General features: G+C 71.7%; 26 protein-coding genes. 14 read left to right on the top strand and 12 right to left on the bottom strand.

Translation table 11 applies throughout. The features are described from left to right. The first annotated feature begins 27 nt into the window (after positions 1-27). Genes BIU96_RS15915 through BIU96_RS15890 form a run of 6 tightly spaced genes read left to right on the top strand, consistent with a single transcriptional unit; the run spans position 28 to position 6,304 of the window. Entirely contained in the window at positions 28-2,940 is a 2,913-nt protein-coding gene (locus BIU96_RS15915) for a Na+/H+ antiporter subunit A (RefSeq protein WP_071293571.1), read from the top strand. Continuing rightward, positions 2,937-3,347 (top strand): Na(+)/H(+) antiporter subunit C, encoded by a 411-nt coding sequence (locus BIU96_RS15910; RefSeq protein ID WP_071293570.1) that lies wholly within the window; start codon positions 2,937-2,939, stop codon positions 3,345-3,347. Before BIU96_RS15915 ends, BIU96_RS15910 begins: the two co-directional genes overlap by 4 nt. Then, positions 3,344-5,044 (top strand): Na+/H+ antiporter subunit D, encoded by a 1,701-nt coding sequence (locus BIU96_RS15905; protein ID WP_071293569.1) that lies wholly within the window; start codon positions 3,344-3,346, stop codon positions 5,042-5,044. Before BIU96_RS15910 ends, BIU96_RS15905 begins: the two co-directional genes overlap by 4 nt. Then, complete coding sequence (locus tag BIU96_RS15900; protein ID WP_083402993.1) at positions 5,041-5,628, top strand: Na+/H+ antiporter subunit E; 588 nt, start codon at positions 5,041-5,043, stop codon at positions 5,626-5,628. Before BIU96_RS15905 ends, BIU96_RS15900 begins: the two co-directional genes overlap by 4 nt. After that, a complete protein-coding gene (locus BIU96_RS15895) occupies positions 5,625-5,951 on the top strand; it encodes a sodium:proton antiporter (RefSeq protein WP_175477585.1) in 327 nt (108 codons plus the stop codon). Before BIU96_RS15900 ends, BIU96_RS15895 begins: the two co-directional genes overlap by 4 nt. Then, positions 5,948-6,304: a monovalent cation/H(+) antiporter subunit G gene (locus BIU96_RS15890; RefSeq protein ID WP_175477584.1), complete on the top strand. Its 357-nt coding sequence runs from the start codon at positions 5,948-5,950 to the stop codon at positions 6,302-6,304. Before BIU96_RS15895 ends, BIU96_RS15890 begins: the two co-directional genes overlap by 4 nt. A gap of 166 nt (positions 6,305-6,470) precedes the next feature. Here the strand turns inward: BIU96_RS15890 and BIU96_RS15885 are convergent, their stop codons facing one another. Continuing rightward, positions 6,471-7,742 (bottom strand): MFS transporter, encoded by a 1,272-nt coding sequence (locus BIU96_RS15885; RefSeq protein ID WP_071293568.1) that lies wholly within the window; start codon positions 7,740-7,742, stop codon positions 6,471-6,473. Between the two features lie 217 nt (positions 7,743-7,959). Between BIU96_RS15885 and BIU96_RS15880 the strand changes: the two genes are divergently transcribed. Next, on the top strand, positions 7,960-8,415 hold the full coding sequence (locus BIU96_RS15880) for an iron chaperone (RefSeq protein WP_071293567.1): 456 nt from the start codon (positions 7,960-7,962) through the stop codon (positions 8,413-8,415). A gap of 44 nt (positions 8,416-8,459) precedes the next feature. Then, positions 8,460-8,948 (top strand): redox-sensitive transcriptional activator SoxR, encoded by a 489-nt coding sequence (gene soxR, locus BIU96_RS15875; protein WP_071293566.1) that lies wholly within the window; start codon positions 8,460-8,462, stop codon positions 8,946-8,948. 64 nt (positions 8,949-9,012) lie between these two features. On the opposite strand, the gene BIU96_RS15870 is transcribed toward soxR, so the two are convergent. Then, entirely contained in the window at positions 9,013-9,459 is a 447-nt protein-coding gene (locus tag BIU96_RS15870) for a MarR family winged helix-turn-helix transcriptional regulator (RefSeq protein WP_071293565.1), read from the bottom strand. Positions 9,460-9,504: 45 nt separating this feature from the next. Here BIU96_RS15870 and BIU96_RS15865 point away from each other — a divergent pair, with 45 nt between their 5' ends. Beyond that, the gene (locus tag BIU96_RS15865) at positions 9,505-10,758 is read left to right on the top strand and encodes a multidrug effflux MFS transporter (protein ID WP_071293564.1); all 1,254 of its coding nucleotides are present in this window, start codon (positions 9,505-9,507) and stop codon (positions 10,756-10,758) included. Between the two features lie 116 nt (positions 10,759-10,874). Here BIU96_RS15865 and BIU96_RS15860 read toward each other — a convergent pair whose 3' ends face one another. Continuing rightward, positions 10,875-11,597 (bottom strand): phosphatase PAP2 family protein, encoded by a 723-nt coding sequence (locus BIU96_RS15860; protein WP_071293563.1) that lies wholly within the window; start codon positions 11,595-11,597, stop codon positions 10,875-10,877. A 111-nt stretch (positions 11,598-11,708) separates the two neighbouring features. On the opposite strand from BIU96_RS15860, the gene poxB reads away from it, so the two are divergent. Continuing rightward, the gene (gene poxB, locus BIU96_RS15855; RefSeq protein WP_071293562.1) at positions 11,709-13,433 is read left to right on the top strand and encodes a ubiquinone-dependent pyruvate dehydrogenase; all 1,725 of its coding nucleotides are present in this window, start codon (positions 11,709-11,711) and stop codon (positions 13,431-13,433) included. Positions 13,434-13,461: 28 nt separating this feature from the next. Here the strand turns inward: poxB and pcp are convergent, their stop codons facing one another. Both pcp and BIU96_RS15845 read right to left on the bottom strand, forming a co-directional pair. Beyond that, on the bottom strand, positions 13,462-14,109 hold the full coding sequence (gene pcp / locus BIU96_RS15850) for a pyroglutamyl-peptidase I (RefSeq protein ID WP_071293561.1): 648 nt from the start codon (positions 14,107-14,109) through the stop codon (positions 13,462-13,464). Positions 14,110-14,208: 99 nt separating this feature from the next. Further along, positions 14,209-14,997, bottom strand: coding sequence for an SDR family NAD(P)-dependent oxidoreductase (locus tag BIU96_RS15845; RefSeq protein ID WP_071293560.1), 789 nt, complete (start codon positions 14,995-14,997; stop codon positions 14,209-14,211). An 86-nt stretch (positions 14,998-15,083) separates the two neighbouring features. Between BIU96_RS15845 and BIU96_RS15840 the strand changes: the two genes are divergently transcribed. Further along, positions 15,084-15,938: a helix-turn-helix transcriptional regulator gene (locus tag BIU96_RS15840; RefSeq protein ID WP_071293559.1), complete on the top strand. Its 855-nt coding sequence runs from the start codon at positions 15,084-15,086 to the stop codon at positions 15,936-15,938. 44 nt (positions 15,939-15,982) lie between these two features. Then, on the top strand, positions 15,983-16,486 hold the full coding sequence (locus tag BIU96_RS15835) for a MarR family winged helix-turn-helix transcriptional regulator (protein ID WP_071293558.1): 504 nt from the start codon (positions 15,983-15,985) through the stop codon (positions 16,484-16,486). A gap of 25 nt (positions 16,487-16,511) precedes the next feature. Here BIU96_RS15835 and BIU96_RS15830 read toward each other — a convergent pair whose 3' ends face one another. Then, complete coding sequence (locus tag BIU96_RS15830) at positions 16,512-16,808, bottom strand: Dabb family protein (protein WP_071293557.1); 297 nt, start codon at positions 16,806-16,808, stop codon at positions 16,512-16,514. Positions 16,809-16,975: 167 nt separating this feature from the next. Between BIU96_RS15830 and BIU96_RS15825 the strand changes: the two genes are divergently transcribed. After that, positions 16,976-17,332: a VOC family protein gene (locus tag BIU96_RS15825; protein WP_071293556.1), complete on the top strand. Its 357-nt coding sequence runs from the start codon at positions 16,976-16,978 to the stop codon at positions 17,330-17,332. A 70-nt stretch (positions 17,333-17,402) separates the two neighbouring features. Here the strand turns inward: BIU96_RS15825 and BIU96_RS15820 are convergent, their stop codons facing one another. Further along, positions 17,403-18,290: an SDR family oxidoreductase gene (locus tag BIU96_RS15820; protein WP_071293555.1), complete on the bottom strand. Its 888-nt coding sequence runs from the start codon at positions 18,288-18,290 to the stop codon at positions 17,403-17,405. 171 nt (positions 18,291-18,461) lie between these two features. On the opposite strand from BIU96_RS15820, the gene BIU96_RS15815 reads away from it, so the two are divergent. Then, positions 18,462-18,920, top strand: coding sequence for a DUF4383 domain-containing protein (locus BIU96_RS15815; RefSeq protein WP_071293554.1), 459 nt, complete (start codon positions 18,462-18,464; stop codon positions 18,918-18,920). A gap of 126 nt (positions 18,921-19,046) precedes the next feature. Here the strand turns inward: BIU96_RS15815 and BIU96_RS15810 are convergent, their stop codons facing one another. The 5 genes from BIU96_RS15810 to BIU96_RS15790 all read right to left on the bottom strand — a co-directional run bounded on the left by BIU96_RS15810 (position 19,047) and on the right by BIU96_RS15790 (position 25,436). Beyond that, positions 19,047-20,018 (bottom strand): ROK family protein, encoded by a 972-nt coding sequence (locus BIU96_RS15810; protein ID WP_254786181.1) that lies wholly within the window; start codon positions 20,016-20,018, stop codon positions 19,047-19,049. Beyond that, positions 20,015-21,697 (bottom strand): ABC transporter ATP-binding protein, encoded by a 1,683-nt coding sequence (locus BIU96_RS15805; RefSeq protein ID WP_071293553.1) that lies wholly within the window; start codon positions 21,695-21,697, stop codon positions 20,015-20,017. The genes BIU96_RS15810 and BIU96_RS15805 overlap by 4 nt, the downstream gene beginning before the upstream one ends. Beyond that, positions 21,697-22,590, bottom strand: a complete 894-nt coding sequence (locus BIU96_RS15800; RefSeq protein WP_071293552.1) for an ABC transporter permease — start codon at positions 22,588-22,590, stop codon at positions 21,697-21,699. Before BIU96_RS15800 ends, BIU96_RS15805 begins: the two co-directional genes overlap by 1 nt. Continuing rightward, a complete protein-coding gene (locus BIU96_RS15795; protein ID WP_071293551.1) occupies positions 22,587-23,546 on the bottom strand; it encodes an ABC transporter permease in 960 nt (319 codons plus the stop codon). Before BIU96_RS15795 ends, BIU96_RS15800 begins: the two co-directional genes overlap by 4 nt. A 93-nt stretch (positions 23,547-23,639) precedes the next feature. Then, positions 23,640-25,436: a peptide ABC transporter substrate-binding protein gene (locus tag BIU96_RS15790; protein ID WP_071293550.1), complete on the bottom strand. Its 1,797-nt coding sequence runs from the start codon at positions 25,434-25,436 to the stop codon at positions 23,640-23,642. Positions 25,437-25,491 lie beyond the last annotated feature (55 nt).

Here is a 25,491-nt window from a genome sequence, read left to right as displayed (position 1 = left end):
TGCAGCCCGACCCCGAGGAGGTGCCCGATGGTCATCGTCCTCGTCGCGTTCGCGATCGTCGCCCTGATCGTCCCCGCCCTGACCCCCGTCCTCGGCCGTCGCGTCTTCTACGTCGCAGCCCTCGCCCCGGCCGCCGCCGCGGTCCTCACGGTCGCGCAGACCGGTCAGGCGCTGCACGGTGGTGTCACCGAGCGGTTCACGTGGGTGCCGCAGCTCGACCTCGCGATCGCCCTGCGGATGGACGCGCTGTCGTGGGTGCTCGCCCTCGTGGTCTCCGTGGTCGGTGCGCTCGTGCTCGTCTACTGCGCCTCGTACTTCGAGCCACGCGAACCCGCGCTCGGCCGGTTCGCCGGGGTCCTGACCGCGTTCGCCGGGTCGATGTACGGACTGGTCGTCGCCGACGACGTCATCGTGCTGTTCGTGCTGTGGGAGGCCACGACCGTCTTCTCGTACCTGCTCATCGGGCACGACGCCGCCAAGCGGGCGAGCCGCGCCGCCGCGATGCAGGCACTCGTCGTCACGACCGCGGGCGGTCTGGCGATGCTCGCCGGACTCGTCGTGCTGTCCGTCACGGCCGGCACGACCTCGCTCTCCGGGATCGTCGCGGACCCGCCCTCGGGCACGGTGGTCTCCGTCTCGGTGGTCCTCGTGCTCCTCGGCGCCCTGACGAAGTCGGCCATCGTCCCCTTCCACTTCTGGCTCCCCGCGGCGATGGCCGCGCCGACGCCGGTCAGCGCCTACCTGCACGCCGCCGCGATGGTGAAGGCCGGCATCTACCTGGTGGCCCGGCTGGCCCCGGCGTTCGCGCTCCTCGACGGCTGGCGCGAGACGATCACGTTGCTCGGCGTGCTCGGCATGCTCGTCGGCGGGTACCGCGCACTCCGGCAGACCGACCTCAAGCTGCTGCTTGCCTACGGCACGGTCGCCCAGCTCGGGTTCCTCGTGCTCGCCGCCGGGTGGGGAGCGCCGGCGGTCGCCCTCGGCGGGGTGGCCCTGCTCGTGGCGCACGCGGCGTTCAAGTCGACGCTGTTCCTCGTCGTCGGGGCGATCGACCACGTGACCGGCACCCGTGACCTCGCGCGGCTGAGCGGCCTCGGCCGGAAGCGCCCGTGGCTCGCCGTGGTCGCCGTCCTCGCGCTCCTCTCGATGGCCGGCATCCCGCCGACCTTCGGGTTCGTCGCGAAGGAGGCCGTGCTCACCGGCTTCGTCGAGGCGCTGCACGGGCCGGACGCCGGGTGGGCCTGGTTCGCGCTCGTCGGCGTGACGGTCGGCTCGGTCCTCACCGTGGCGTACTCCCTCCGTTTCCTCTGGGGCGCCTTCGCCCGGAAGCCCGGTGTCGCCGAGACGGAGCCGCACCGGCTGCACGGTCTGGGTGTCGTGCCGTCGGTGCTGGCCCTCACCGGGCTCGCCCTCGGTCTGCTCACCCCGCTCATCGCGCACGGCATCGAGCCCGCGGCGAGCGCGGCAGCCCTGCCGGGCGAGGCCGTCCCGCACCTCGCGCTCTGGCACGGGCTCGAGCCCGCACTCGGCCTGTCCGCCGTGAGCCTGGTGGGCGGCATCGCGCTCTTCGCGCTGCGCCGTCCTGTCGAGGCGATCCAGCACCGGCTCGCGGGCTTCCCCAGCGCGTCGGGCACGTACCGGCACCTGATGCGCGGGCTGGACCGCGTCGCGACGGGCCTCACCGCCGGTGTCCAGCGCGGCTCGCTCCCCTACTACCTGACGGTGATCCTGTCGGTCTTCGTCGCGGGCGCGCTCGTGAACCTGGCGGTCGGCGGCCCCTGGGCGTTCCACGTCCGGTTCGCCGACTCGTGGGGGCAGATCCCGGTCGTCGTCGTGATGTCGATCGCCGCGATCGCCGTCCTCACCGCGAAGACCCGGTTCGCCGCGGCCGTCCTGGTGGGGGTGACCGGCTACGGCATGTCCGTGCTGTTCGTCCTGCACGGTGCCGTCGACCTGGCGCTGACCCAGATGGTGGTCGAGACGGTGACCCTCATCGCGTTCGTGCTCGTGCTCCGTCGGCTCCCCCCGCGGATCGCCACCACGAACCCCTCGCGCTTCCGGGTCGTCCGGGCACTGTTCGCCGGGCTCGCCGGACTGACCCTGGCGGTCGTCGTCGTGGTCGCCGCGTCGGCCCGGACCGCCGAGCCGCTCTGGCCGGACCTGCCGGCGTTGACGAGCTCGTTCGGCCACGGCCTCAACGTGGTGAACGTGGCGCTGGTCGACCTGCGCGGCTGGGACACCCTCGGCGAGCTGACGGTCGTCGTCGCCGCCGCCACCGGTGTCGCGAGCCTGATCTTCGTGAACTCCCGCGAGGACACGCTCCCCCGGCTCCGCGACCTGCCCTCGACCGTCTCGGACGACAAGCACCGCCCGGACGGCGAACCGCGCGCCTGGCTACCGACGAGCGCAGCGATCCCGACCGGCCGGTCGGCGCTCCTCGACGTGGTCGTGCGCCTGCTCTTCCACGGGCTCATCGTGCTGTCGGTCTACCTGCTGTTCGCCGGGCACAACGCGGCAGGCGGCGGGTTCGCGGGCGGCCTGGTGGCGGGCATCGCGCTCGCGGCCCGGTACCTGGCCGGGGGGCCGGCGGAGCTCGGCGCCGCGGCTCCGGTCCGTGCGGGTCGGCTGCTCGGGCTCGGTGTCGCGACGGCGGCCATCACGGCGATCGTGCCGATGTTCTTCGGCAAGGACGCCCTGTACTCGGAGTTCTTCGAGGCCACGGTCCCGGTGCTCGGCCACGTCGAGTTCGTCACCGCCACGTTCTTCGACATCGGGGTCTACCTGGTGGTCGTCGGCCTGGTGCTCGACGTGCTCCGCAGCCTCGGCGCCGAAGTGGACCGGCAGCGCCTCGAGGACGCCTCCACCCCGACCCGGGACACCACCGAGTCCTCACCGCACGACAACGCCCAGGCGCCCACGCCGGAAGGGAGCGCGGTATGACCGTCACCCTGGTCCTCGTCATCGCGATGGCGGTCCTGTTCTCCTGCGGGGTCTACCTGCTGCTCGAACGGTCGCTGACCCGGATGCTGCTCGGGTTCCTGCTGCTCGGCAACGCCCTCAACCTGCTCCTCCTGACGATGTCCGGCGCCGCGGGCAAGCCGCCGATCGGCAAGACGTCCGAGGGCATCACCGACCCGCTGCCCCAGGCGTTCGCCCTGACCGCGATCGTCATCACCTTCGCGGTCAGCGCCTTCCTGCTCGCGCTGATCCACCGCTCGTGGAAGCTGTCCCGCGCCGACGAGGTCGAGGTCGACGAGGCCGACCGCGCGATCGGCCGCGACCGTGACGAACCGGCCGACGAGGACCCCGAGACCACCACCGACGCAGAACAGGAGGCGACCCGATGACCTGGCTCGTCCCGCTCCTCGTCCTCGTCCCGCTGCTCGGCGCCGCGGTCGCACTCGGACTCCTCCGCCACCAGAAGCTGCAGCGCGCGATCACCGTCGTGGTCCTCGTGGTGGCGCTGGCCGTCGCCGCGACCCTCATGGTCCTGGTCGACCAGCACGGCACGATCGTGGTGCAGGTCGGCGGCTGGGACGCTCCGTACGGCATCTCGCTCGTCGTGGACCGGCTGAGCGCCCTGCTCCTCACCGTGAGCGCGAGCGTGCTCCTCATCGTCCTGCTGTTCTCGATCGGGCAGGGGCTCGCGGCGGACGACGGCGAGGCACCGGTCACGATCTTCTACCCGACCTACCTCGTGCTCGCGGCCGGGGTCCTCGACTCGTTCATCGCGGGCGACCTCTTCAACCTCTACGTCGCGTTCGAGATGCTCCTGGTGGCGAGCTACGTGCTCATCACCCTCGGCGGCAGCGAGCAGCGCGTCCGGGCCGGCACGACCTACATCGTGACGAGCCTCATCGCGTCGGCGATCTTCCTCGCCGCCATCGGCCTGGTGTACGGCGCGACCGGCACCGTGAACATCGCGCAGATCAGCGAGCGCGTCGCCGGCCTGCCGGAGCACGTGCAGCTGCTCCTGCACACGATGCTGCTCATCGGGTTCGGCATCAAGGCGGCCGTGTTCCCGCTGGCGTTCTGGCTGCCGGACTCGTACCCGACCGCTCCGGCCCCGGTCACCGCGGTGTTCGCCGGCCTGCTGACGAAGGTCGGCATCTACGCGATCATCCGCCTCGAGACGATCATCTTCCCCCGACCACAGCTCAACACCGTGCTGCTCATCGTCGCGGTGCTGACGATGGTGGTGGGCGTGCTCGGAGCCGTCTCGCAGACCGACGTGAAACGGCTGCTGTCCTTCACCCTCATCAGCCACATCGGCTTCATGGTGATGGGCGTCGGGCTCGGGACGGTCGCGGGGACGGCGGCCGCGGTGTTCTACACGGTCCACCACATCGTCGTGCAGACGACGTTGTTCCTGGTGTCGGGGTTGATGGAGCGCGTCGGTGGGACCACCTCGACGCGGTCGCTCGGCGGCTTGCTCAAGGCCGCTCCGTTCCTGGCGGCGCTCTACCTGATCCCGGCGTTCAACCTGGGTGGGATCCCACCGTTCTCCGGGTTCATCGGCAAGCTCGGGCTGTTCCGGGCCGCCGCCGAGGACGGCTCGCCCCTGGCGTACGTGACCATCGGCGCCGGGGTCGTGACGAGCCTCCTGACCCTCTACGCGCTCATGCGCGTCTGGGACGCCGCGTTCTGGCGGCCGAAGCCGGCGGCCGAGGCCGCCGCTCCGCACGTGACCGCCGCCGAGCCGCACGCGCACCTGCGCTCCCCGGAACCCGCACCGCTGACCGTGTCCGAGGAGACCGGCGAGGCGTACCACCCGGGCGGCTCGACCACCGTCACCGATGCACCCCACGCGACCCGCGCCTCCGGTCCGGAGACGGCCTCGACGGACACGCAGGCCGGCGTCGGGGACGCACCCACCCGGGTGAAGCTGCCGCGCATGCTCGTCGGCGTGACGACCGTCGCGGTCCTCGGCTCCGTCGCCCTGACGGTCGTCGCCGGCCCGCTGTACGGCTACGCCACCCGCGCGGCGGAGTCGCTCGAGTCGCCGGACCGCTACGTGCAGGCCGTGCTCGGAGGGACGCGATGACCTCCGACAGCACGCGTCGCATCACGAACGCACGCCGGATCGCCGTCGCGTGGCGGTACGACGTGCCGCTGGTGGCGGGCCTGACGATCCTGTGGGCGCTGCTCTGGGGGTCGTGGACGCCGCTGACGCTCCTGTGCGGGATCGTCGTCGCACTGCTCGTGACCCAGGCGCTCCCGTTGCCGCCGGTGCCGCTGTCCGCGCGGTTCTCGATCCCGCACTTCGTCTGGTTCCTGCTGGTCTGGGCCGGGCTCGTGGTCGTGGCCTCGTTCCGGGTCGCGTGGGTCGCGTTCCGTCCCCGTGGGGTGCGTCGCAGCTCGATCTCCCTCGTGCAGATGCACACCACCTCCGAGATGACCTTCACGCTGGCCACCCTCGCGATCTCGCTCGTGCCCGGGTCGTACGTCGCCGACGTCGACCTGCGCCGGCGGCGGCTGCTGCTGCACGTGCTCGACACCGAGCGCGCCGAGCAGGTCGAGGCCGCGCGGCGCGAGGCGCTCGGCATCGAGGCCCTGGTCATCCGGGCACTCGGGTCGAAGCTCGACGTGTCCGAACTGTCCGAGCCGCTGCCGGAGGTGACCCGGTGAGCGCCGCGGTGGTCGTGATGGGGATCGGCATCGCCCTCGTGCTCGCCCTGCTCGGGGTGGCGCTCGGACTCGCGGTGTTCCGGATCGTGCGCGGTCCGACGATCCTCGACCGGATGATCGGCTCGGACATGGTGCTGACCACGGCGTTGATCGTGATCGGGGCGGCGATGGTCGTCCGGCAGGACCTGACCGGCATCCCCGTGCTCGTGGTCATCGCCGCGACCAGCGTCTTCGCGACGATCGCGGTCGCCCGGGCCGTCACACCGTCGTCGGACCCCTCTGACGACGGACTGACGGCCACGACACCGGAGGAGCGATCGTGATCGACACCATCCAGGGCTTCATCGACGGCGCGGGCGTCCGGGCGTGGATCGCGCTGGGGCTGCTGCTCGTCGCGGCAGTGCTGTCGCTCGGAGCCGGGGTCGGCATCGTCCGCTTCCCGGACCCGCTCGTCCGCCTGCACGCGATGGCGAAGCCGCAGGTGCTCGGGCTGGCGTTCGCCCTCGCGGCGATCGTCGTGGCCGTGTGGACGTGGACGGCGCTGTGGGTCGTCCTGCCGATCATGGTGTTCCAGCTGTTCCTGGTGCCGGTGTCGACGCACATGATCGCGCGGGCGGGGCTGCGGTCGGACGACCTGCGGCACGAGGACCTGCTGGTCGACGACACCGAGTCCTGACGCGCATCGGGTCACGTCGGTGCCCGGTGCGGTGCCGGCCTGGAGGCACGGTGCGGGTCCGCCACGCGCCGTCGGCCCGGCAGGTGGTCGGGTCACGGGCACCACGCGGGCGGGCACCCCGCGTCGCGATGCGCGGGTGGTCGGGCCGCGGGTGCCGCGCGGGTGGTCAGGCAGCGGCGCGACGCGGCAGCAGCAGGTTCGCCACGGCCGCGAGCACCACGACCGCCGCCGAGGCGGCGGGCAGCAGCATCGCCGCGCCCGTCCCGTGCTGTTCGGCGAGGTCGCCCGTCACCGCCGACGCGATCGACTGCCCGACGATCACCGCGGAACCGAGGATCGTCATGGTCGTCGCCGAACGACCGACCGGCGACCGGTCCGACCCGAGGCTGTACTGCGCGACGAGGGTCGGTCCGATCCCGATGCCCATCACGCCGAGCACGACGCCGACGGCGAGCACCGAGTCGGCCTGCGCGAACGCGACGGCACCCCCGAGCAGGACGACGCCGAACACGAGCCAGCGCCAGCCGAGGGCGAACCGACGCGGGAACGCCGCGGAGCCGAGTGCCAGGCCGGCTGACCCGATGCCCATCAGGCCGTACAGGAGCCCCGCCTGCGAGGACTCGCCGTGGGTCTCCATGAACGCGGTGAGCGACGTCAGCGTCGACCCGAAGAACAGGCCGATGCCGAGGATCCCGAGCACGACGACGACCAGCCGGGGGCGGAGGAGCTCGCGCGCGGGTGCCTGCACGAGGTCGTCACGGTGACCGAGCGCGAGCTTGCCCGTCGGGTGCAGGGCGAAGGCCGTCACGAACACGAAGGTCAGGGCGGAGGCCCCGGCGACGGCGACCCACGGGGCGATCGCGCTCGCGAGGATGCCGACCAGGAACGGTCCGATGATGAACACGGTCTCGTCGGCGGCGGACTCGTACGCCATCGTGCCGCTCGTGACCTGCTCGCGCCGGCCCGGAGCCATCCGCTGCCGGATGATCGCGACGAGCCGGGTGCGGGACATGGGCGCGACCTGGGGCGCGGACGCCCCGATGCAGAACGCCATCGCGAGCACGGCGAGGTCCGGCGCGGATCCGGTCACGACGAGCGGGAAGAGCCCGAGCAGCGCGGCGTTCACCAGGCCGACGGGCACGAGCACGCGGCGCTGCCCGAAGCGGTCGGCCGCGGCGCCGATCATCGGGCCGAACACCGCCGCGCCGATGCCGACGGACGCGGAGTTGACCCCGCCGAGCGCGACCGAGTCGCGTGCGGAGACGACGAGCGTGAGGACGCCGACGACCATCATCGCGAAGGGGAGCCGGGCGACGAACGCGACCGGGAAGTACCAGCGTCCGGCGAGGGCGACCAGTGACCGGTCGGCGGCTCCGGTGGGTCCTGACGACCCCGTCTGCGGAGCGGGGACGGACGTGGTGGAGTGCGGGTGGAGCATGAGGTGTGCCTTCTCGGCCCGCCGGACTGGAGGGGGCGGACCCATCGGGTGCCGCCGTTGTCCGCCGGGGAGCCGGCGGCCGGTAGATACACACTGCGTGTTGGTGGAGCCCGGCCAGGGTACCAGCGGCGACCGTTCGGCACCCGAGCAGGATCGGAGAAGCAGTCGGAGCGTCCGGGCGGCACGATGGGACCACACCGACCGAGAGGACGCGATGATGGCCACCACGAAGCAGACCGAGGGCACGTTCACCGACGAGGAGCGTGCCGCGATGCAGGAGCACGCCGCCGAGGTGAAGCGGGCGCGGAGCACCAAGGGCACGAAGGCGGAGAAGGCTGCTGCCGATGCCCAGGCCGTCGTCGACAAGATCGCGGAGATGCCCGAGCCGGACCGGGGTCTCGCGGAACGGATCCACCGCATCGCGCTCGATGCCGCTCCCGAGCTCGCACCGCGGCTCTGGTACGGCATGCCCGCGTACGCGAAGGACGGCAAGGTGGTGTTCTTCTTCCAGGACGCGGCCAAGTTCAAAGCCCGCTACTCGACGCTCGGGTTCCAGGACCCCGCTCGCCTCGACGACGGGTCGTTCTGGCCGACCTCGTGGGCGATCACGCCGGAGTTCTCGGACGGCGACGAAGCCACGGTCGCGGACATGATCCGCCGAGCGGTCGCCTGACGCGTGCGGACTCCGGGGGCGGTGCCGGTCGTAGGATCTCGACCATGGTCGAGATCCAGCCCCCGAGACCGACCGACCTGCTCACGATCGGCGAGGTGGTCGAGCGCACCGGAGTCGCCGCCTCCGCCCTGCACTTCTACGAGCGCAAGGGCCTGATCCACCCGGAGCGCACGGCCGGCGGCACCCGCCTGTACCCGCGGCACGTCGAACGGCGCATCGCGATCATCCAGGTCGCCAAGCGGCTCGGCATCCCGCTCAGCGAGGTCGCCGAGCAGTTCGAGGCGCTGCCGTCCGACCGGATGCCCTCGCTGCGGGACTGGGAACGGCTCAACGAGCGGTGGCGTGCGCGGCTGCGTGCCCGTCAGCTCGAACTCGAGCGGCTGCAGCGCGAGATGGACCAGTGCATCGGCTGCGGGTGCGTCTCGCTGAACGCCTGCCTGGTGATGAACCCGGGTGATGCCCTGGGCGCGGAGGGGTACGGAGCCCGCCGGTTGCTGCCGATCGCGGACGAGGTGTCGGAGGCGACCGGCTGACGGCCTGGAGGCGCGGTGCGGGCCCGCCACGTGCCTCCAGGACGTCAGCCGGGTGCGTCCACCGTCAGTGGCCCGCGTCACGCAGGTTCGCGTCGACCCGCGTGAGCAGCGCGAACGTGGCGTCGACGCCGCGCTCGTCCCCGGCGAGCGCTGCGCGCAGCAGCTCGGCCCAGTGCGCGTGCAGACGGGCGATGCTCTGCCCGGCGAGCTCGGTCGAGAAGAGCTGGACGGTACGGGCGTCCTCGGGGGCGGGACGGCGTTCGACCATGCCCTTCGCGACGAGCGATCCGACCGCGACGCTGAGGTTGCTGCGCTTGAGGGCCGTCGCCTCGGCCACCGCACTCGGCGTGGATCCGGGGTTCCGGTCCACCCAGCGCATCACGAGGGCCTCGGTGCCGGTGAGCGGCACGATGTCGAGCACCCGCGCACCGTTCGGGTCGACCTCCCGCGAGATCCGGAGCACGACGTCGGCGAGTTCGGCGAGGAGGTCGTCGGACACCGCGGGTTCCATGTCGTCACTGTAGCGGCGTCGACGATGAGTTATGATTTCATAATCATGACGACGGACACCGGCACCATCCGCGCGCACGCCGCGCCACACACGACCCGCCAGCAGGGCATCACGACGGGACTCCTGCTCGTGCTCGGCCTGCTCAGCGCCGTCGCACCCTTCGCGACCGACCTCTACCTGCCGGCCTTCCCGCAGATGACCGGGGAACTGCAGGCCTCGGCGACGACGGTCCAGCTCACCCTCACCGCGTTCCTGGTCGGGGTCACCGGCGGGCAGCTCGTGTTCGGTCCGCTCTCCGACCGGTTCGGCCGCGTGCCGCCGCTCATCGCCGGCGCGGTGCTCTGCGTGCTCGCGAGCGCGGCCGCCGTGCTGGCCCCGAACGTCGGGGTCCTCGTCGTCGCCCGCCTGCTGCAGGGCCTCGGCGGCGCCGCCGGCATGGTCATCGGGCGCGCGGTGATCTCAGACCTCGCCACCGGCAAGCCGGCCGCCCGTGCGTTCTCGCTGATGATGATCGTCGGCGGCGTCGCCCCGGTCGTCGCACCGCTGCTCGGCGGACTGCTCACCGGGCCGATCGGCTGGCGGGGGCTGCTCGGCATCGTGCTCGGACTGTCGGTCCTCATGCTCGTGGCCGTGCTCGCCGTCGTGCGGGAGACCCACCTGCGCTCGCACCGCGATGCCCTCCGCGCCGAACGGCAGGGACCGGGTTCGCCGCTGCGTGCCCTCCGCTCCCGGACGTTCCTCGGCTACACCGCCGTGTTCGGCTTCGCGTTCGCCGTGATGATGGCGTACATCTCCGCCTCGCCGTTCCTGTACCAGGACATGCTCGGGCTCGGGACGGTCGGCTACGGGATCGCGTTCGGCCTCAACGCCCTGGCGCTGATGGGCATCAGCGTCCTGTCGGCAAAGCTCACGGCCACCCGCTCGGTCGTCGGCGTGCTGACGCTCGGCATCGTCCTCGTGCTCGCGTCGACCGTGGCCTTCGGGCTCCTCGTCGCCACCGGGGCGCCGGAGTTCTGGCTCGCGGTGCCGCTGTTCACGGCGGTGGGGTCGCTCGGGCTGGTGCTCGGGAACGCGACGGCGCTGGCCCTCGGCGCCGTGCCGTCCTCGGCGGGCAGCGCCTCGGCGGTGCTCGGTGCGCTGCAGTTCGGGCTGGCCGCACTGGTCTCGCCGCTCGTGAGCATCGGCGGGTCGACGACGGCGGTGCCGCTCGCGATCGTGATGCTGGCCGCCGCGGTGATCGCGGTGCTGGCGCTGCTCGCTGCGCGGGGTCGCGTGCGCGAGGGGCACGTCCGGGCGTAGGGGGTCGTTCCGCGCGTAGGGGGTCGTTCCGCGCGTAGGAGGTCGTTCCGCGCGGAGGAAGTCGTTCCGCGCGTATGGAGCAGGAAGTTCCTGCTCCCTATGCGCGATTCGTCCTACTACGCGCGGATCGACCCCGCGGCCGACCCGCGGGGCCGCAGGAACGGGATCCGCGGAATCAGCCAGTCCACCCACACGACGCGCACGCCCGGAGCCACGGCCAACGCCCACACGATCGAGGCGATCGCGTCGGTCGGGTAGTGCACCGCGTCGATCGTCACCGCGAAGAACACCACCACGATCGCCACCGTCCCGAGCGTCAGGACCAGCCGGTGCCACCGGGTCTCGCGGAGGAGCCAGATGAGCGCGACCACGAACGCGGTGATGTACACCGTGTGGCCGCTCGGGTAGCCGGGGTCGGGCTGCACCGGGAACGGGTGCGGCAGCACGGCGACGTCGGGCCGCGCCCGGTGCACGATCTCCTTCACGACCGCCGACGGCACCCACGTGATCGCGATCGTGCCGCCGAACGCCAGCGCTGGACGGAGGTCGCGCCCCCGCCACCAGATCACCGCGACGACCACGACCGTGATGCCGATCGCCGGTCCGGGACTGATCACGTGGTAGACCGCGTCCGAGAACGCGCCGATCGCCCCGGTGTGCAGGGTGTTGAGCGCCTTCGAGAGCCCGATGTCGACCGTGCCGAGGGTGAACCCGACGATCGTGATGACGATCACGGCGGCGACGGCGAGCGCGATCGACGCGAGCGGGTACCGGCTCGGGAGGAGGATCCCGTCGACGTCGTTCGGTCGTCGGCGGGGGCGGATCGCGGCGTCGGACATCCGCTCATCGTCGCAGACCGGAGTCCGGTGGCGACCTGGAGATCGGTACGCGTCGATCCGAGAGCACTCAGCGACGTGCGAGTAGCAGCTCCCGCGACTAGACACGAGTGCATGACAACCGTTGCCGAGAACATCGTCGCCGCCCTCCGCGAGAACCACGTCGAGCGGATCTACGGTCTCCCCGGGGACTCCCTCAACGGCTTCACCGACGCACTCCGGAAGGACGGGTCGATCCGGTGGGAGCACGTCCGACACGAGGAGGCGGCCGCGTTCGCCGCCTCCGCCGAGGCCGAACTGACCGGGAACCTCGCCGTCTGCGCCGGCAGCTGCGGCCCGGGCAACCTGCACCTGATCAACGGTCTGTACGACGCGAACCGCTCGCGCGTGCCGGTCCTGGCGATCGCCGCGCACATCCCGACGGCCGAGATCGGCTCCGGGTACTTCCAGGAGACCCACCCGCAGGAGCTGTTCCGCGAGTGCTCGGTCTACGTCGAGTACGTCGCCGACCCCACGCAGATGCCCCGCCTGCTCGAGATCGCGATGCGCGAGGCCATCGAGAAGCGCGGCGTCGCGGTCCTCGTCATCCCCGGCGACGTCCTGCTGGCCGAGGCGAAGCACGAGCGCGTCACCCGCATCGAGCGCGCGACGCCCCGCATCCTGCCCAGCGAGGCCGAGCTGCAGCGCACCGCCGAGCTCCTCAACGGTGCGGACAAGGTCACGATCCTGGCCGGTGCCGGCGTCGCGGGCGCCCACGACGAGGTCGTCGCCCTCGCCGAACGGCTGCAGGCCCCGATCGTGCACGCCCTGCGCGGCAAGGAGCACATCGAGTGGGACAACCCATACGACGTCGGCATGACGGGGTTGCTCGGCTTCGCCTCCGGGTACCGCGCGATGGAGGACGCCGACGTGGTCCTCATGCTCGGCACCGACTTCCCGTACCAGCAGTTCTTCCCCGCGAAGGCGAAGCACGTGCAGGTCGACATCCGCGGCTCCCAGCTCGGTCGGCGACACCCCGTCGACATCGGCCTGGTCGGCACGGTCAAGGACACCGCCCTCGCCCTCATCCCCCTGCTCACCGGCTCGCACCCGACCAAGCACCTCGAAGAGGCCCGGCGGCACTACACGAAGACCCGCGCCAAGCTCGACGACCTGGCCGTACCCGCCGGCAAGCACAAGGCGCTGCACCCGCAGTACGTCGTCCGGGTGCTCGACCGGATCGCCGCGCAGGACGCCGTGTTCATCCCGGACGTCGGCTCCCCCGTGGTGTGGGCGTCGCGCTACCTCACGATGAACGGCGACCGGCGCCTCATCGGCTCGTTCGTGCACGGCACCATGGCGAACGCGGTGTCGATGGCGATCGGCGCGCAGACCTCCCACCCCGATCGCCAGGTCGTCGCGCTGGCGGGCGACGGCGGCCTGACGATGCTGCTCGGCGAGCTGATCACGATCGTGCAGAACAAGCTGCCCGTGAAGATCGTCGTGTTCGACAACTCGTCGCTGAACTTCGTCGAGCTCGAGATGAAGGCCGCCGGCTTCGTGAACTTCGGTACCGAGCTGCAGAACCCGGACTTCGCGAAGGTCGCCGAGGCCATCGGCATCGCGGGGTTCCGCGTCGACGAGTCCGACCAGCTCGAGGACGCCCTCGCGGCGGCGCTCGCACACGACGGCCCGGCGCTCGTCTCGGTGAAGTCCGACCGGCAGGAGCTCTCGATGCCGCCCGCGGTGACGCTCGAGCAGGCGAAGGGCTTCACGCTCTACGCGATCCGCACCGTGCTGTCCGGCCGCGGCGACGAGCTGCTCGACCTGGCGTCGACCAACTTCCGCCAGTTCATCTGACCGCGCGAGCCGTGGCGGCGCGGCGGTCTCAGGACTCCGCGCCGCCCTGCTCGACGATGTCCGCCGACGGGTCGATCGACGCCCGGACGACCGCGTCGAGAGCGGTGACGATCTGCTCCAGCTCGAGCGACGGCCCGTCCCCGGCGATGTCCGGCGTCGCGGGCACGTGCACGAAACCGGCCCGGAACCCCTCGCGCTCGGCGAACGACATCAGCTCGTAGAACACCTGGTTGCAGGTGAACGTGCCCGCGGTGTTGGACACGGCGGCGGGGACTCCGGCGGCCCGGACGTCCCGCACGATCCGCTTGATCGGCAGGCCGGAGAAGGCAGCGGGCGCGCCGAACGGGTCGATCGGTTCGTCGACCGGCTGCGCTCCGGCGTTGTCCGGGATCCGTGCGTCCATCACGTTGATCGCGATGCGCTCCGGCGTGACCGCGGCCCGTCCGGCAGCGAGACCCGTCGCGATGACGACGGACGGCCGGTGCTTCGCGATGAGACCGGCGAGCCGGGAGCGTTCCTCGGCGAAGACGACCGGCAGCTGCTCGACGACCAGCGTCGCCGGTCCCTCCCACGTCGCGGCCAGCCGCTCCGCGGCATCCCACGACGGGTTCCGGGCGTCGCCGCCGAAGGGCTCGAAGGCGGTCAGCAGGACGGTCGGTTCGGTCGCGGCAGCCACGGCCCCATCGTACGGAGCAGACGGACGGGAGGCGCGGGTCGGGCCCGCACCGCGCCTCCCGTTCGTCAGATCGTCACCATCGCGAGCCGCGGTGCCTGCTCAGGCGCCGGCGCCGCCGTCCACCGGCACGATCGCGCCGGTCACCATGGACGCCCGGTCGCTGAGCAGCCACGCGGCGACCTCGGCGACCTCGCTCGGCTCCGCCATCCGCCCGAGCGGGACCGACGCGTTGATCTGCTCGACGATCCCCGGGGTCGCCGCCTCCCACGCGTCGATCATCTCGGTGGCGGTGCCACCCGGGGTGATGCCGTTCACCCGGATGCCCTCGGGCGCCCAGGTCACGGCGGCGGTCTCGGTGATGCTGTTGAGCGCTCGCTTCATCGCGCCGTACGCCGGCAGTGCCGGGTTCGCGCGGCGGCTCCCGATGCTCGACGTGTTGACGATCGCACCGCCACCCGTCCGCCGCATGAGGTCGGCCTCGGCGGTCATCGCGACCCAGTGCCCGCGGAAGTTCACCGCGAACTGCGTGTCGAGGTCGTCGTCGCTCGTGGTGTCGAGCGGCCCGGGCTGCTGGATCGCCGCACCGTTGTTGAAGGCGCCGTCGAGGCGCCCGTGCAGGGTGTCGACGTGCGCGACGGCGGCGCGGATGCTCGCGGGATCGGCGAGGTCGAGCGCGACCGCCTCGGCCGCGCCGCCCGCTGTCCGGACGTCGGCGACGACGGCCTCGAGTGCCGAGGTGGTCCGTGCGGCGAGCACGACCGAGGCGCCTTCCCGGGCGAACAGGCGGGCGGCTGCAGCGCCGATGCCACGGCTCGCGCCGGTGATGAGGACGACCTTGCCGGTGAGCAGGCCGATCGGAGCGGAGGTCGGGGTGGTCTCGTTGGTCATGTCGTCAGCGTCGCCCGTACCGCGACCCCGGAACCAGGTACATCCGGTACCAGGGTCCGGCGGCTCGGACGCGGCAGACTCGGCGCATGGACAAGCAGGAGCTCGCCGCGTTCCTCCGATCCCGACGTGAGCGGGTCCGGCCGGAGGACGTCGGCCTGCCGTCGGGTCCCCGTCGCCGGACGCCGGGTCTCCGACGCGAGGAGGTGGCGGTCCTCGCCCACATCTCGACCGAGTACTACGTGCGGCTCGAGCAGGGCCGCGCACCGAGGCCCTCGGCCGAGGTGCTCGCCGGGATCACAGGAGCCCTCTGCCTGACCGACTCCGAGTCGGCACACCTGCACCTGCTCGCCGGGACGGCCGCGCTGCACGCCGGCGCGGTGCGCCGCGACGTCCGCCCGAGCATCCTGGCGGTGATCGAGCGGCTTCCCCAGACCGCGGCGATCGTGCTCTCGGCGGACTTCGAGGTCCTCGCCTGGAACGACCTCGCCGCGGCGCTCATGGAGGACTTCGGAGCCCGCGACCGCGCCGGACGGAACCTCGCCCGGCAGGCGTTCCCCACCGTCGGCTCGTCGTTCCCTGCCGATCCGCCGTACGGCATCTCGGACGGTGCGGAGTTCCGGCGGCACGTCGTGATGCAGCTCCGCACCACGCTGACGCGCTACCCGTCCGACCTCGCCGTCACCGGCCTCGTCGAGGAGCTCCGGACCGGCAACGCGGAGTTCGCCGAGCTGTGGGAACGGCACGACGTGCAGACCGCCCCGGTGCTCTCGAAGACCTTCCGGCACCCGGCGGTCGGCCCCGTGACGGTGGACTGCGACAGCCTCGCCCTGACCGACCACGACCAGTTCCTGGTGCTCTACACCGCACCGGTCGGATCGCCCGACGCCGACGCCCTCGCGCTCCTCGGCGTGCTCGGTGCGGCCCAGGCCCACTCCCGCTGACACCCCCGAGCCGCTTCGAATTCGGAGCACCGTAGGATCGCTGCATGTCCGACGACGCCTCCGCACCGCCGCTCGACCCCACCGAGCTCGGCGCCTACTTCGCCCTCATCGAGGTCAGCAGCCTGCTCCGGCACACCGTCGAGCAGCAGCTGAAGGAGGCCGGCGGGCTGAGCTACGTGCAGTTCCAGCTCCTCGCCACGCTCGGCGACGCCGCGGACGGCAGCCAACGGATGACCGACCTGGCCGACGGCGTCGTCTACAGCCGCAGCGGCCTGACCTACCAGATCGGACTGCTCGAGCAGGCGGGGCTCGTGACCAGGAGCCCGTCGGCCGACGACGAACGCGGCGTGACGGTGACGATCACCGACGCGGGGCGGGACGTGCTGGCGCGGGTGTTCCCCGGGCACGTCGAGGTGCTCCAGCAGCTCTTCCTCGACCCCCTCTCCGCGCAGGACGTCGGGGTGCTCGCGGACGTCCTCGGGCGGGTGCGGGACCACATGCGGACGATCCCACCGCGCTCGGCCCGCCCGCGGCGCAAGCGCGCCTGAGCACGGCTGCGACCTCCTGCGGCGCTCAGTCCTCGACGTCGAAGACGACGACGCGGTCGCTCGCGGCACCGATGAACTCCGCGACCGGCCGGTGCTCGGGGTGCGGCAGGTAGCCCGCCAACGCCGTGCGGTCACGGAAACGCACGACGAGCATCCAGTCGAAGCCGCCCTCCAGCCCCTCGGTGCTGACGCTGGTGCCGGACCGGACGTCCTCGACGCCGTCGATGCGGGCGAGGTGCTCCGCGACGACGGCGTCCGCCTCGCGCGCTCGGTCCGTCCCCGGCTCCCAGGTCACCAGGACCACGTGCGTCACGCCTGCCATGTGCTGCTCCCCGTCGATGCGTCCGGACCCGCACTCGGGCCCGCAGCCGATCGTGCCACGAGCCCCGGCATCGCGTTCGGAGACACCACCACCCCTGTGTCCATGCACATCCGCGGCTCCTAGCGTCCACCGCGAACGACAACCGACACATCGGAAGAGGAATCACCATGGCAAGTGGAGTGGCAGCGGTCTGGGTCCCGGTCAGCGACATGCAGCGAGCGGTCGCGTTCTACCGCGACACGCTCGGTCTCGAGGTCGCCAGCGAGTCCGACGACTGGAGCGAGATCGACGCGAACGGCCTGCGGATCGGTCTGAACGGCCGCGAGTCGGCATCGGCGTCGAGCGACGGCGGCGCGGTCGTCTCGTTCCAGCCGGACGGCTCGATCGAGGACGAGGTCGCCGACCTGCGGTCGCGGGGCGCCGAGTTCCAGGGCGAGATCAGCGAGCACCCGTGGGGCAAGATCGTCCCGTTCAAGGACAGCGAGGGCAACGATCTGCAGCTCTACTCGCCGCCGCAGGGCTGACGGGACCTGGTGACGGTCTGGAGGCGCGTGGCGGGCCCGCCACGCGCCTCCAGCCCGTCTGCCGTTCCGTCTAGAAAGCGGGCGTCCCGCCTGCGATGGTGATGGTCGAGCCGGACTGGTAGCTCGACTCCGGGCTGACGAGGTGCACGTAGGCGGCACCGAGCTCGGCGGGCTGCCCCGGACGGCCGAACGGCGAGCTCTCGCCGAAGTGTGACACGGTCTCGGCGTCGTCGGAACCCGGCTGGAGCGGCGTCCACACCGGTCCGGGAGCGACCGAGTTCACCCGGATGCCCTTCGGTGCGAGCTGCTGGGCGACCGCCTCGGTGAAGAGCTTGATCGCCCCCTTCGACACGGCGTAGTCGATCTTGTCCGGCGACGGCGTCGAGGCCTGGATCGACCCCGTCGTGACGATCGTCGAGCCGGGCTCCAGGTGCGGGACCGCGGCCTTCGTCAGCCAGAACAGCGAGTAGATGTTCGTCTTGAACGTGGAGTCGAACATCGACGTGTCGAGCGTGAGGATGTCCTCGTTGCTGTCCATCCGGCCTGCGACCATGACGAGGGTGTCGAGGCCGCCGAGCTCGTCGACCGCCTTCTGCACGAGGTCCCCGCAGTACTGCTCGTCCGAGATGTCGCCCGGGAAGAGCACCGCGCGGCGCCCCTCGCCCTCGAGGAGGTCACGGACCTGCTCGGCGTCCTCCTGCTCGTCGGGCAGGTACGAGAGCACGAGGTCGGCCCCCTCGCGGGAGAGCGCGATGGCGGCGGCCCGGCCGATGCCGGAGTCGGCGCCGGTGACGATCCCGCGGAAGCCGGTCAGGCGCTCCTTGCCGACGTAGCTCTGTTCGCCGTGGTCGGGCGTCGGGTCCATCTTCCAGGCGGCACCGGGCAGGGACTGCTCCTGCTTCGGGAACGGCGGCTTCGGGTAGAGGGTGTTCGGGTCGCGCTTCTCGTACTGGCTCATGTCCCCACAGTGCTCGTGGGGGCCTGCTGGTCGGCACAGCGCACGGCTGCGCTGCGTGGACAGCGGGGTTCTCCTGCAAACCGACTCGGGGAGTGCTCCGAATGTGCTGTGGGCGTCATCGCGCCCGATCCGGTGCAGGGGCGCCGGAATCGCCGAGAGAGAGGTCGCACCATGACCAGCAACGCAGCCACCAACCGGATCGGGTACGGCTCGACCTGGACCCAGAAGGGCGCCCTCGTCTTCGGCGTCGTGTTCCTGCTCGTCGGCATCGCCGGCTTCGTCCCCGGCCTCACGATGGACATGGGCACCATGTCGGTCGCCGGCCACGGCTCGATGGCGATGCTCGTCGGCCTGTTCCAGGTGTCCGTCCTGCACAACATCGTGCACCTGCTGTTCGGCGTTGTCGGGCTGCTCGCCGCCCGCAGCGCACGCGGCGCACGGCTCTACCTGGTCGTCGGCGGCATCGTCTACGCGGTCCTGTTCGTCTACGGCCTGTTCACCGCGGGCATGGCGGACCCGGCCAACTTCGTGCCGCTCAACAGCGCCGACAACGTCCTGCACCTCGTGCTCGCCGTCGCGATGATCGTCCTCGGTCTGCTGCTGCCGCGCGTCGGAGCACGTCGGGCCTGACCAGCTCGGCGCCCGCCGCCGGCACCACCGCAGAACGCAAGTCGGTCCGAACCACGAGATCAGGTGGTTCGGGCCGATTTGCGTTGTGCGGAGCGCGCCCGGCACGCGGGGCGCAGGGCGCACGGCTCAGCGCGCGGGGGCGCCGCCGAGGACGAGGTCGCGGACCTGCGCCGCCGCGCCGAGTGCGACCGCGTCGGCCCCGAGCGTCGACTGCGCCAGGCGGATCGCCGCCCCGCTCACCGGCGGCTCGAGCGCGATCGCACGCGTGATGGCCGGTTCGAGCAGGTCCCACGACCGGGCGATGCCGCCGCCGATGACGAGGGTGGTCACGTCGAGGATGCCCGCCGTCAGCAGGGCTGCACGCGCGAGGCCCCACCCGGCGGTCTCGAACACGCGTGCGGCGTCGGCGTCTCCGGCACGGGCGGCCTCGGCGATCTCGCGCACCGAGGCCCGGCGACCGGTCCGTTCGGCGTACCGGTCGGCGATGCCGCGGGCTCCCGCGATGGTCTCGAGGTGGCCGATCTGCCCGCAGGTGCACAGGGCGTCACCGAAACCCGGCACGTGGCCGATCTCGCCGGCGGCACCGCGGGGGCCTGCGAACAGCGAACCGCCGAGCACGAGCGCCCCACCGACCCCGGTGCCGAGGGTCATCCCGAGCACGTCGGGTTCACCGGCGACCGCGCCGGTCGCGACCTCGCCGAGCAGGAACGCGTTCACGTCGTTGTCGAGGGTCGCGGGGACGCCGAGCGCCGACGTCACCGCGTCGGTCACGCCGAACCCGGCCCACCCCGTGAACGAGTTCCCGGTCACGAGCACGGTGCCCGTGGTCGCGTCGACCACGCCGGCCGCGCCCACCCCGACACCCGCCAAGGAGGCGCGGTGCCGGTCGAGCAGTTCGGTCACGGCGCCGAGGGCCGCCGTCACGATCGCCGCTCCGCCCGCGTGGGCGGGCGTCGGCAGGTCGACCCGGTCGATCACGTCGAGGGTCGGGGTGGCGAGGAGCACCTTCGTGTTCGTCCCGCCGACGTCGACGCCCGCGACGACGACGTCCGTCCCCAGGGTCTGCCGGTCCACCGCAGCCGGTGCCCCGCCGATCACGCGGTCACCGCCGCGAGGGTCGCGAGCCGCTCGGCCCGGCGCTGCCGTTGCACGATCGGGTCGGGGACGGGGACCGCCGCCAGCAGCCGCCGGGTGTAGTCCGTGGTCGGGTGCAGGAGCGTGGTGCCGGTGGTGCCCTGCTCCTCGACGACGCCCTGGCGCATCACCACGACCCGCTCGGCGAACTGCTGCACGACGGCGAGGTCGTGCGACACGAACAGGCACGCGAACCCGAGCTCGCCCTGCAGCTCGCGGAGGACCTCGAGCACGGTCTCCTGCACGCTGACGTCGAGCGCGCTGGTCGGTTCGTCGGCGACGAGGAGCCGTGGCGACAGCACGAGTGCGCGAGCGAGCGAGACCCGCTGCCGCTGCCCGCCGGAGAGCTCCCGCGGTGCACGCGACGCCAGGGTGCGCGGCAGCCGGACGGCGTCGAGGACCTCGTCGATGCGTCGACGTCGGTCGGCCGAGGACATCCCCCGGCGGTGCACGGCGAGCGGCTCCGCGATGCACTCGGCGACGGACATCCGCGCGTCGAGCGACGCCACCGGGTCCTGCAGCACGACGCCGATCCCGGACCGGAGCGCACGACGGTCGCGCCCCTTCGCGGTGCGGAGGTCGGAGCCGAACAGGTGCACGCTGCCGGACGTCGGCTTGACCAGGCCGAGCGCGACCCGCGCCGCGGTGGACTTGCCGGAGCCGGACTCGCCGACCAGGCCGACGGTCTCGCCCGCGTGCACGGCGATGTCGATCCCGCTCAGCGCGTGGACGGCACGCGCCCCGCGCCCGAACGTCACCGAGACGTCCCGCAGGTCGACCACCGGGGGCGAGTCGTGCCTCCCGGCCGGCTCGACGGGACCGTCGACGGACGCGCGGTCCGTGGCGGACGCAGGACCGGCGACGGCGAGCCGAGGCACCGCGGCGAGCAGCCGCTTCGTGTAGTCGTGCTCGGGGCGGAGCAGGACGTCCTCGACGCCCCCGGTCTCCACGATCTCGCCCTGCAGCATCACCGCGACCCGGTCCGCGAAGTCCGCCACGACGCCCATGTTGTGGGTGACGAGCAGGACGCCCGTGCCGGTGTCGGCGGCGAGCTTCCGGAGCAGCTCGAGGATCTCTGCCTGCACCGTGACGTCGAGCGCGGTCGTCGGTTCGTCGGCGATGAGGAGCGCCGGCGAGTTCGCGATCGCCATCGCGATGACGACGCGCTGCCGCTGCCCGCCGGAGAGCTGGAACGGGAACGCCTTCGCGCGGCGCTCGGGCGACGGGATGCCGACGCGGCGGAGCAGCTCGACGGCCTCGGCGTGCGCGTCGGCGGCGCTGACCGACCGGTGGTTCCGGACCACCTCCGCGATCTGGGCACCGATGCGGGTGAGCGGGTCGAGGGCGGTCGCGGGCTCCTGGAAGACCATCGAGACGGTCTTGCCGCGCAGGCCGCGGAGCGCGTCCTCCGGGGCGCCGACGACCTCGTGGCCGTCGACGACCGCGCTGCCGGTGGCGGTCGCGTTGCCGGAGAGCAGCCCCATGGCGGCGAGCGCGACCGTGGACTTGCCGGAACCGGACTCGCCGACGAGCGCCAGGGTCTCGCCCGGCTCGACGTGCAGGGTGACGCCGCGGACCGCGTCGACGGTGCCGGACTCGGTGCGGAAGGTGACCCCGAGGTCGGTGGTGGTCAGGATGGACATCAGCGGCCCCTCACGTCGAAGGCGTCCCGGAGCCCGTCGCCGACCGCGTTGAACGCGCAGACGACGAGGATCACGGCGAGACCGGGCGGCACGATGAGCCACCAGCGTCCCGAGTACGCGGCGGTGAGCCCCGCCGACAGCATGCCGCCCCAGTCCGTCGCCGGCGGCTGCACGCCGAGGCCGAGGTACGAGACGTAGGCGACGAGGAGGATCGCGTCGGCGACCTGGAACGTCGCCGCCACGACGATCGTGGACACCGAGTTCGGCAGCAGGTGCCGGCCGATCGCGCGGGCGTGGGACCCGCCGATCGCGCGCAGGGTGAGCACGTAGTCGCGGTTCTTCAGCGTCAGGGTCTCGGCGCGGATGAGTCGGGAGGGCACGAGCCACGACACGAAGCCGAGGATGACGATGAGCCCCCACACGCCTGGAGTCGTGATCGCGGAGATGACGAGCAGGATGAAGAGCGCGGGGATCGCGATGCCCGCGTCGACCACGCGCATCATGACGGCGTCGACCCAGCCGCCGACGTACCCGGCGACCGAACCCCAGAGCGTGCCGACCACGGTGGCGAGGACGCCGGCGGCGATGCCGACCATGAGCGACACCTTGCCGCCGTACATCAGGCGGCCGAGGACGTCGTGGCCGACCGCGTCGGTGCCGAACCAGTGCGCGGCGCTCGGGCCGAGGTTCGCCTGGGACAGCTGCGTGTGGGTCTGGTCGGTCGGGTACACGAAGGGGCCGACGAAGCAGAAGAGCACGATGACGACGATCACGACGAGGCCGATCACCGCGAGGGTGTTGTGGCGGAAGCGGCGGACGGCGAGCTTCCAGCCGGTCGCCGCGACGGTGACGGGTGCGCCGGGTGCTTCCGGGGCCATCTGGACGGCGGTCATGCGCGGCCTGCCTTCACTCGGGGGTCGATCAGGGACTGCGCGACGTCGGCGAGCAGCGTGCCGACGACGGTCGCGATCGAGATGACGAGCACGCAGCCGAGCAGGGTCGGGTAGTCCGAGGTCTGCGCCGCGTTCCAGAACAGCAGCCCCATGCCGGGGTAGTTGAACAGCTGCTCGGTCACGAGCGCCCCGCCGAACAGGACCGGCAGGTAGTAGCCGAGCATCGCGACCACGGGGGTGAGCGAGTTCCGGAACACGTGCCGCCGCAGGATCGTCGCCGTCGACGCCCCACCGGCGCGGGCGGTGCGCACGTAGTCCTCGTGCAGGTTCTCGAGCGTCGAGGCCCGCATGTACCGGCTGAACACGGCGATCATCGCGAGGGCTCCGGTGACGACGGGCAGGACGAGTCCGGCCGGGTCCTGGAAGACCTCGGCGAGCGTGTTGCCGCTCGGCGCCTGGGACGGCAGCCACGGCAGCTGCTGGCTGAACACGATGATGAGGACGAGGCCGAGGAAGAACGCCGGCGTCGAGTAGAAGACGAACGCCAGGGCGGTGGCGGCGTAGTCGACCGCGCCGTTGCGGCGGACCGCCTGCCACATGCCGACCGGGATCGCGATGACGATGCCGAGCACCGCGGACATCCCGGTGAGCACCAGGGTCTTCGGCAGACGCTCGGTGATGAGCTGCGAGACCGGCTCGTTGAGCGTGTACGAGGTGCCGAGGTCGCCGGTGAGCAGGCGGCCGAGGAAGCGGAAGTACTGCACGGGCAGCGGCTGGTCGAGCCCCTGCGCCTGGTTGAAGGCGGTGATCTGCGCGGGCGTCGCGGAGACGCCGAGGACACCGCGGGCGGGCCCGCCCGGCAGGGCGTGCAGCAGGCAGAACACGACGATCGTGACGATGAGGATCACCGCGAGCGCCTGCAGGACGCGCCTGGTGAGGTAGAGAGCTGTGGTCATGCGGCTTCCGATGGTCGGGTTCGGGACGTGGGGAGGACGGGAGGCGCGGTGCGCGTCGGACGCGCGCCGCGCCTCCCGTCCGTGGTCACGTTGCTACTTGCTCCACTTCCACTGGGCGGGGTGGAAGTTGGCGAGCGAGTCCTGGTCGAACCCGGACAGGCCCTTCTTGACCACCGAGATCTGGTAGTCCGGGCTGGGCAGCCAGATCACCGGCAGGTCCTTCGCGACCGCGGCGCTGTAGTCCTGCACGGCGGAGGCGTCGGGCGAGGTGGTGGTCGCGTCGATCAGGGCGTCGACCTCCTTGTTGGAGTAGCTGCCGAAGTTCGCCGAGCCGGCGGTCGAGAACAGCGACTCACCGGTCGGGTACGCCGGGAAGTACCAGCTGCCCGCGGTCCCGAAGAACGACAGGTCCCACTTGCAGCTCGCCTGGTCGGCGGTGCAGGTCGGGGTCTGCGACAGCACGCTCGAGACCGGAGCGGTCTTGATGGTGAAGCCGATGCCGGTCTTCTGCAGCGACGACTGGATCGCGCTCATCATGTTGTCGGTCACGGTCGAGCCGGACTGCGAGAGCACCTGCATGGTGAACTTCGTGCCCTGCTCGACGCCCTCGCCGCACTGGCTGTCCGAGGTGCCGGGCGACGTGCAGACCATCGTGCCGCCCTGCTCGGTCCAGCCGTGGCTGGTGAGCAGGTCCTTGGCCTTCTTCGTGCTGAACGGGTAGGGGTTCGACTTCTGCACGTCCGAGACGTAGTCGGACTCCTGCGCCTGCGGGATCGGGCCGTAGGTCGAGGTCGCGGTGCCGTTGAAGACGACCTTCGACAGGCTCTTCTGGTCGATCGACATCTGGACCGCCTGGCGGGCGTACAGCTGCTTGAAGACCGCACCCATGGTCGGGTTGTTGAAGTTGTACGGCATGTACGTGATCGCCCAGCCGGTCCACGGCTCGACGTCGTAGCCCTTCGCCGTGAAGGACGACTTCTGGTCCATGTCGGTGGCGTTGATGTAGCCGTAGTCGACCTCGCCCGAGCGGACCGCGTTGACCTCGGCGTCGCTCGTGGTGAACGGCAGCAGGTTCACCGTCTTGATCGCCGGCTTCTCGCCGCCGTCGTACTTCGTGTTCGCGGCGAGGGTGACCTTGCCCGCGGTCGTGAAGGACTTGACGCCGTACGGGCCCGAGATGGTCTTCCACAGGTCGTCGCTGGCGTAGTCGGAGATCTTGCCGGCCGCGGTGTTGAGGTACTTCCACACCTGCTTCGCGCCGGCGGTGGTCTCGTCGGCGTCGGAGACCTTCGCGCTCGCGCTCGTCTTGTCCCAGGCGTGCTGCGGCAGCGGGATGATGTGGCTCAGCTGGTTGGCGAGCATCCAGTCCGAGTTGTACGCCTTGTCGAACGTGATCGTGAAGTGCGTGTCATCGACGGTCGTGAACGAGGTCCAGTTGTCCGGAGCCTTGCCCTCGGAGTACGAGCCCCACTGGTCCTTGTTCGCCTTGATCAGGTTGAACCAGAACGCGACGTCGCGGCTCGTGATCGGCTTGCCGTCCGACCAGTGCCGGTCGCCGAGGGTGACCGTGACGCTCTTGCTGTCGGCGGCGAACTGCGCGTCGGTGGCGACGGAGCCGGCCTTGTTCCACGCGATCTTGCCGGTCGACCCGTCGTAGGCGACGAGGGGCTCGTAGAGCGACTGCGCGATCGAACCGTTGTTCGTGTTGAGGTGCGACGCCGTGCCGATCGGCAGGATCCAGTTCGGCGTGAAGTTGGCGGGCAGCGCGTAGTTGATCTCGTCGGAGTCGGAACCGGACGCGGTGGAGCCGCCCCCGGAACATCCGGCGAGCAGGGCGCTCACGGCGATCGCCGCTCCGGTGAGGAGCGCCCAGCGACGGGGCTTGGACATGCGGTGTCTCCTTGTGCGGTCACGCCGGTTCGGCGTCGGGGGTTCGGGGAGGTGG

Origin of the sequence: Curtobacterium sp. MCBA15_008 (assembly GCF_001865065.1) — a bacterium.
GTDB lineage: Bacteria > Actinomycetota > Actinomycetes > Actinomycetales > Microbacteriaceae > Curtobacterium.
This window is presented reverse-complemented; position numbering and strand designations above follow the sequence as displayed.

Coding starts and splice junctions, on each gene's coding strand:
- BIU96_RS15915 (WP_071293571.1), top strand. CDS start 28: ATGGTCATCGTCCTCGTCGCGTTCGCGATCGTCGCCCTGATCGTCCCC.
- BIU96_RS15910 (WP_071293570.1), top strand. CDS start 2,937: ATGACCGTCACCCTGGTCCTCGTCATCGCGATGGCGGTCCTGTTCTCC.
- BIU96_RS15905 (WP_071293569.1), top strand. CDS start 3,344: ATGACCTGGCTCGTCCCGCTCCTCGTCCTCGTCCCGCTGCTCGGCGCC.
- BIU96_RS15900 (WP_083402993.1), top strand. CDS start 5,041: ATGACCTCCGACAGCACGCGTCGCATCACGAACGCACGCCGGATCGCC.
- BIU96_RS15885 (WP_071293568.1), bottom strand. CDS start 7,742: ATGCTCCACCCGCACTCCACCACGTCCGTCCCCGCTCCGCAGACGGGG.
- BIU96_RS15880 (WP_071293567.1), top strand. CDS start 7,960: ATGGCCACCACGAAGCAGACCGAGGGCACGTTCACCGACGAGGAGCGT.
- soxR (WP_071293566.1), top strand. CDS start 8,460: ATGGTCGAGATCCAGCCCCCGAGACCGACCGACCTGCTCACGATCGGC.
- BIU96_RS15870 (WP_071293565.1), bottom strand. CDS start 9,459: ATGGAACCCGCGGTGTCCGACGACCTCCTCGCCGAACTCGCCGACGTC.
- BIU96_RS15865 (WP_071293564.1), top strand. CDS start 9,505: ATGACGACGGACACCGGCACCATCCGCGCGCACGCCGCGCCACACACG.
- BIU96_RS15860 (WP_071293563.1), bottom strand. CDS start 11,597: ATGTCCGACGCCGCGATCCGCCCCCGCCGACGACCGAACGACGTCGAC.
- poxB (WP_071293562.1), top strand. CDS start 11,709: ATGACAACCGTTGCCGAGAACATCGTCGCCGCCCTCCGCGAGAACCAC.
- BIU96_RS15845 (WP_071293560.1), bottom strand. CDS start 14,997: ATGACCAACGAGACCACCCCGACCTCCGCTCCGATCGGCCTGCTCACC.
- BIU96_RS15840 (WP_071293559.1), top strand. CDS start 15,084: ATGGACAAGCAGGAGCTCGCCGCGTTCCTCCGATCCCGACGTGAGCGG.
- BIU96_RS15835 (WP_071293558.1), top strand. CDS start 15,983: ATGTCCGACGACGCCTCCGCACCGCCGCTCGACCCCACCGAGCTCGGC.
- BIU96_RS15830 (WP_071293557.1), bottom strand. CDS start 16,808: ATGGCAGGCGTGACGCACGTGGTCCTGGTGACCTGGGAGCCGGGGACG.
- BIU96_RS15825 (WP_071293556.1), top strand. CDS start 16,976: ATGGCAAGTGGAGTGGCAGCGGTCTGGGTCCCGGTCAGCGACATGCAG.
- BIU96_RS15820 (WP_071293555.1), bottom strand. CDS start 18,290: ATGAGCCAGTACGAGAAGCGCGACCCGAACACCCTCTACCCGAAGCCG.
- BIU96_RS15815 (WP_071293554.1), top strand. CDS start 18,462: ATGACCAGCAACGCAGCCACCAACCGGATCGGGTACGGCTCGACCTGG.
- BIU96_RS15805 (WP_071293553.1), bottom strand. CDS start 21,697: ATGTCCATCCTGACCACCACCGACCTCGGGGTCACCTTCCGCACCGAG.
- BIU96_RS15800 (WP_071293552.1), bottom strand. CDS start 22,590: ATGACCGCCGTCCAGATGGCCCCGGAAGCACCCGGCGCACCCGTCACC.
- BIU96_RS15795 (WP_071293551.1), bottom strand. CDS start 23,546: ATGACCACAGCTCTCTACCTCACCAGGCGCGTCCTGCAGGCGCTCGCG.
- BIU96_RS15790 (WP_071293550.1), bottom strand. CDS start 25,436: ATGTCCAAGCCCCGTCGCTGGGCGCTCCTCACCGGAGCGGCGATCGCC.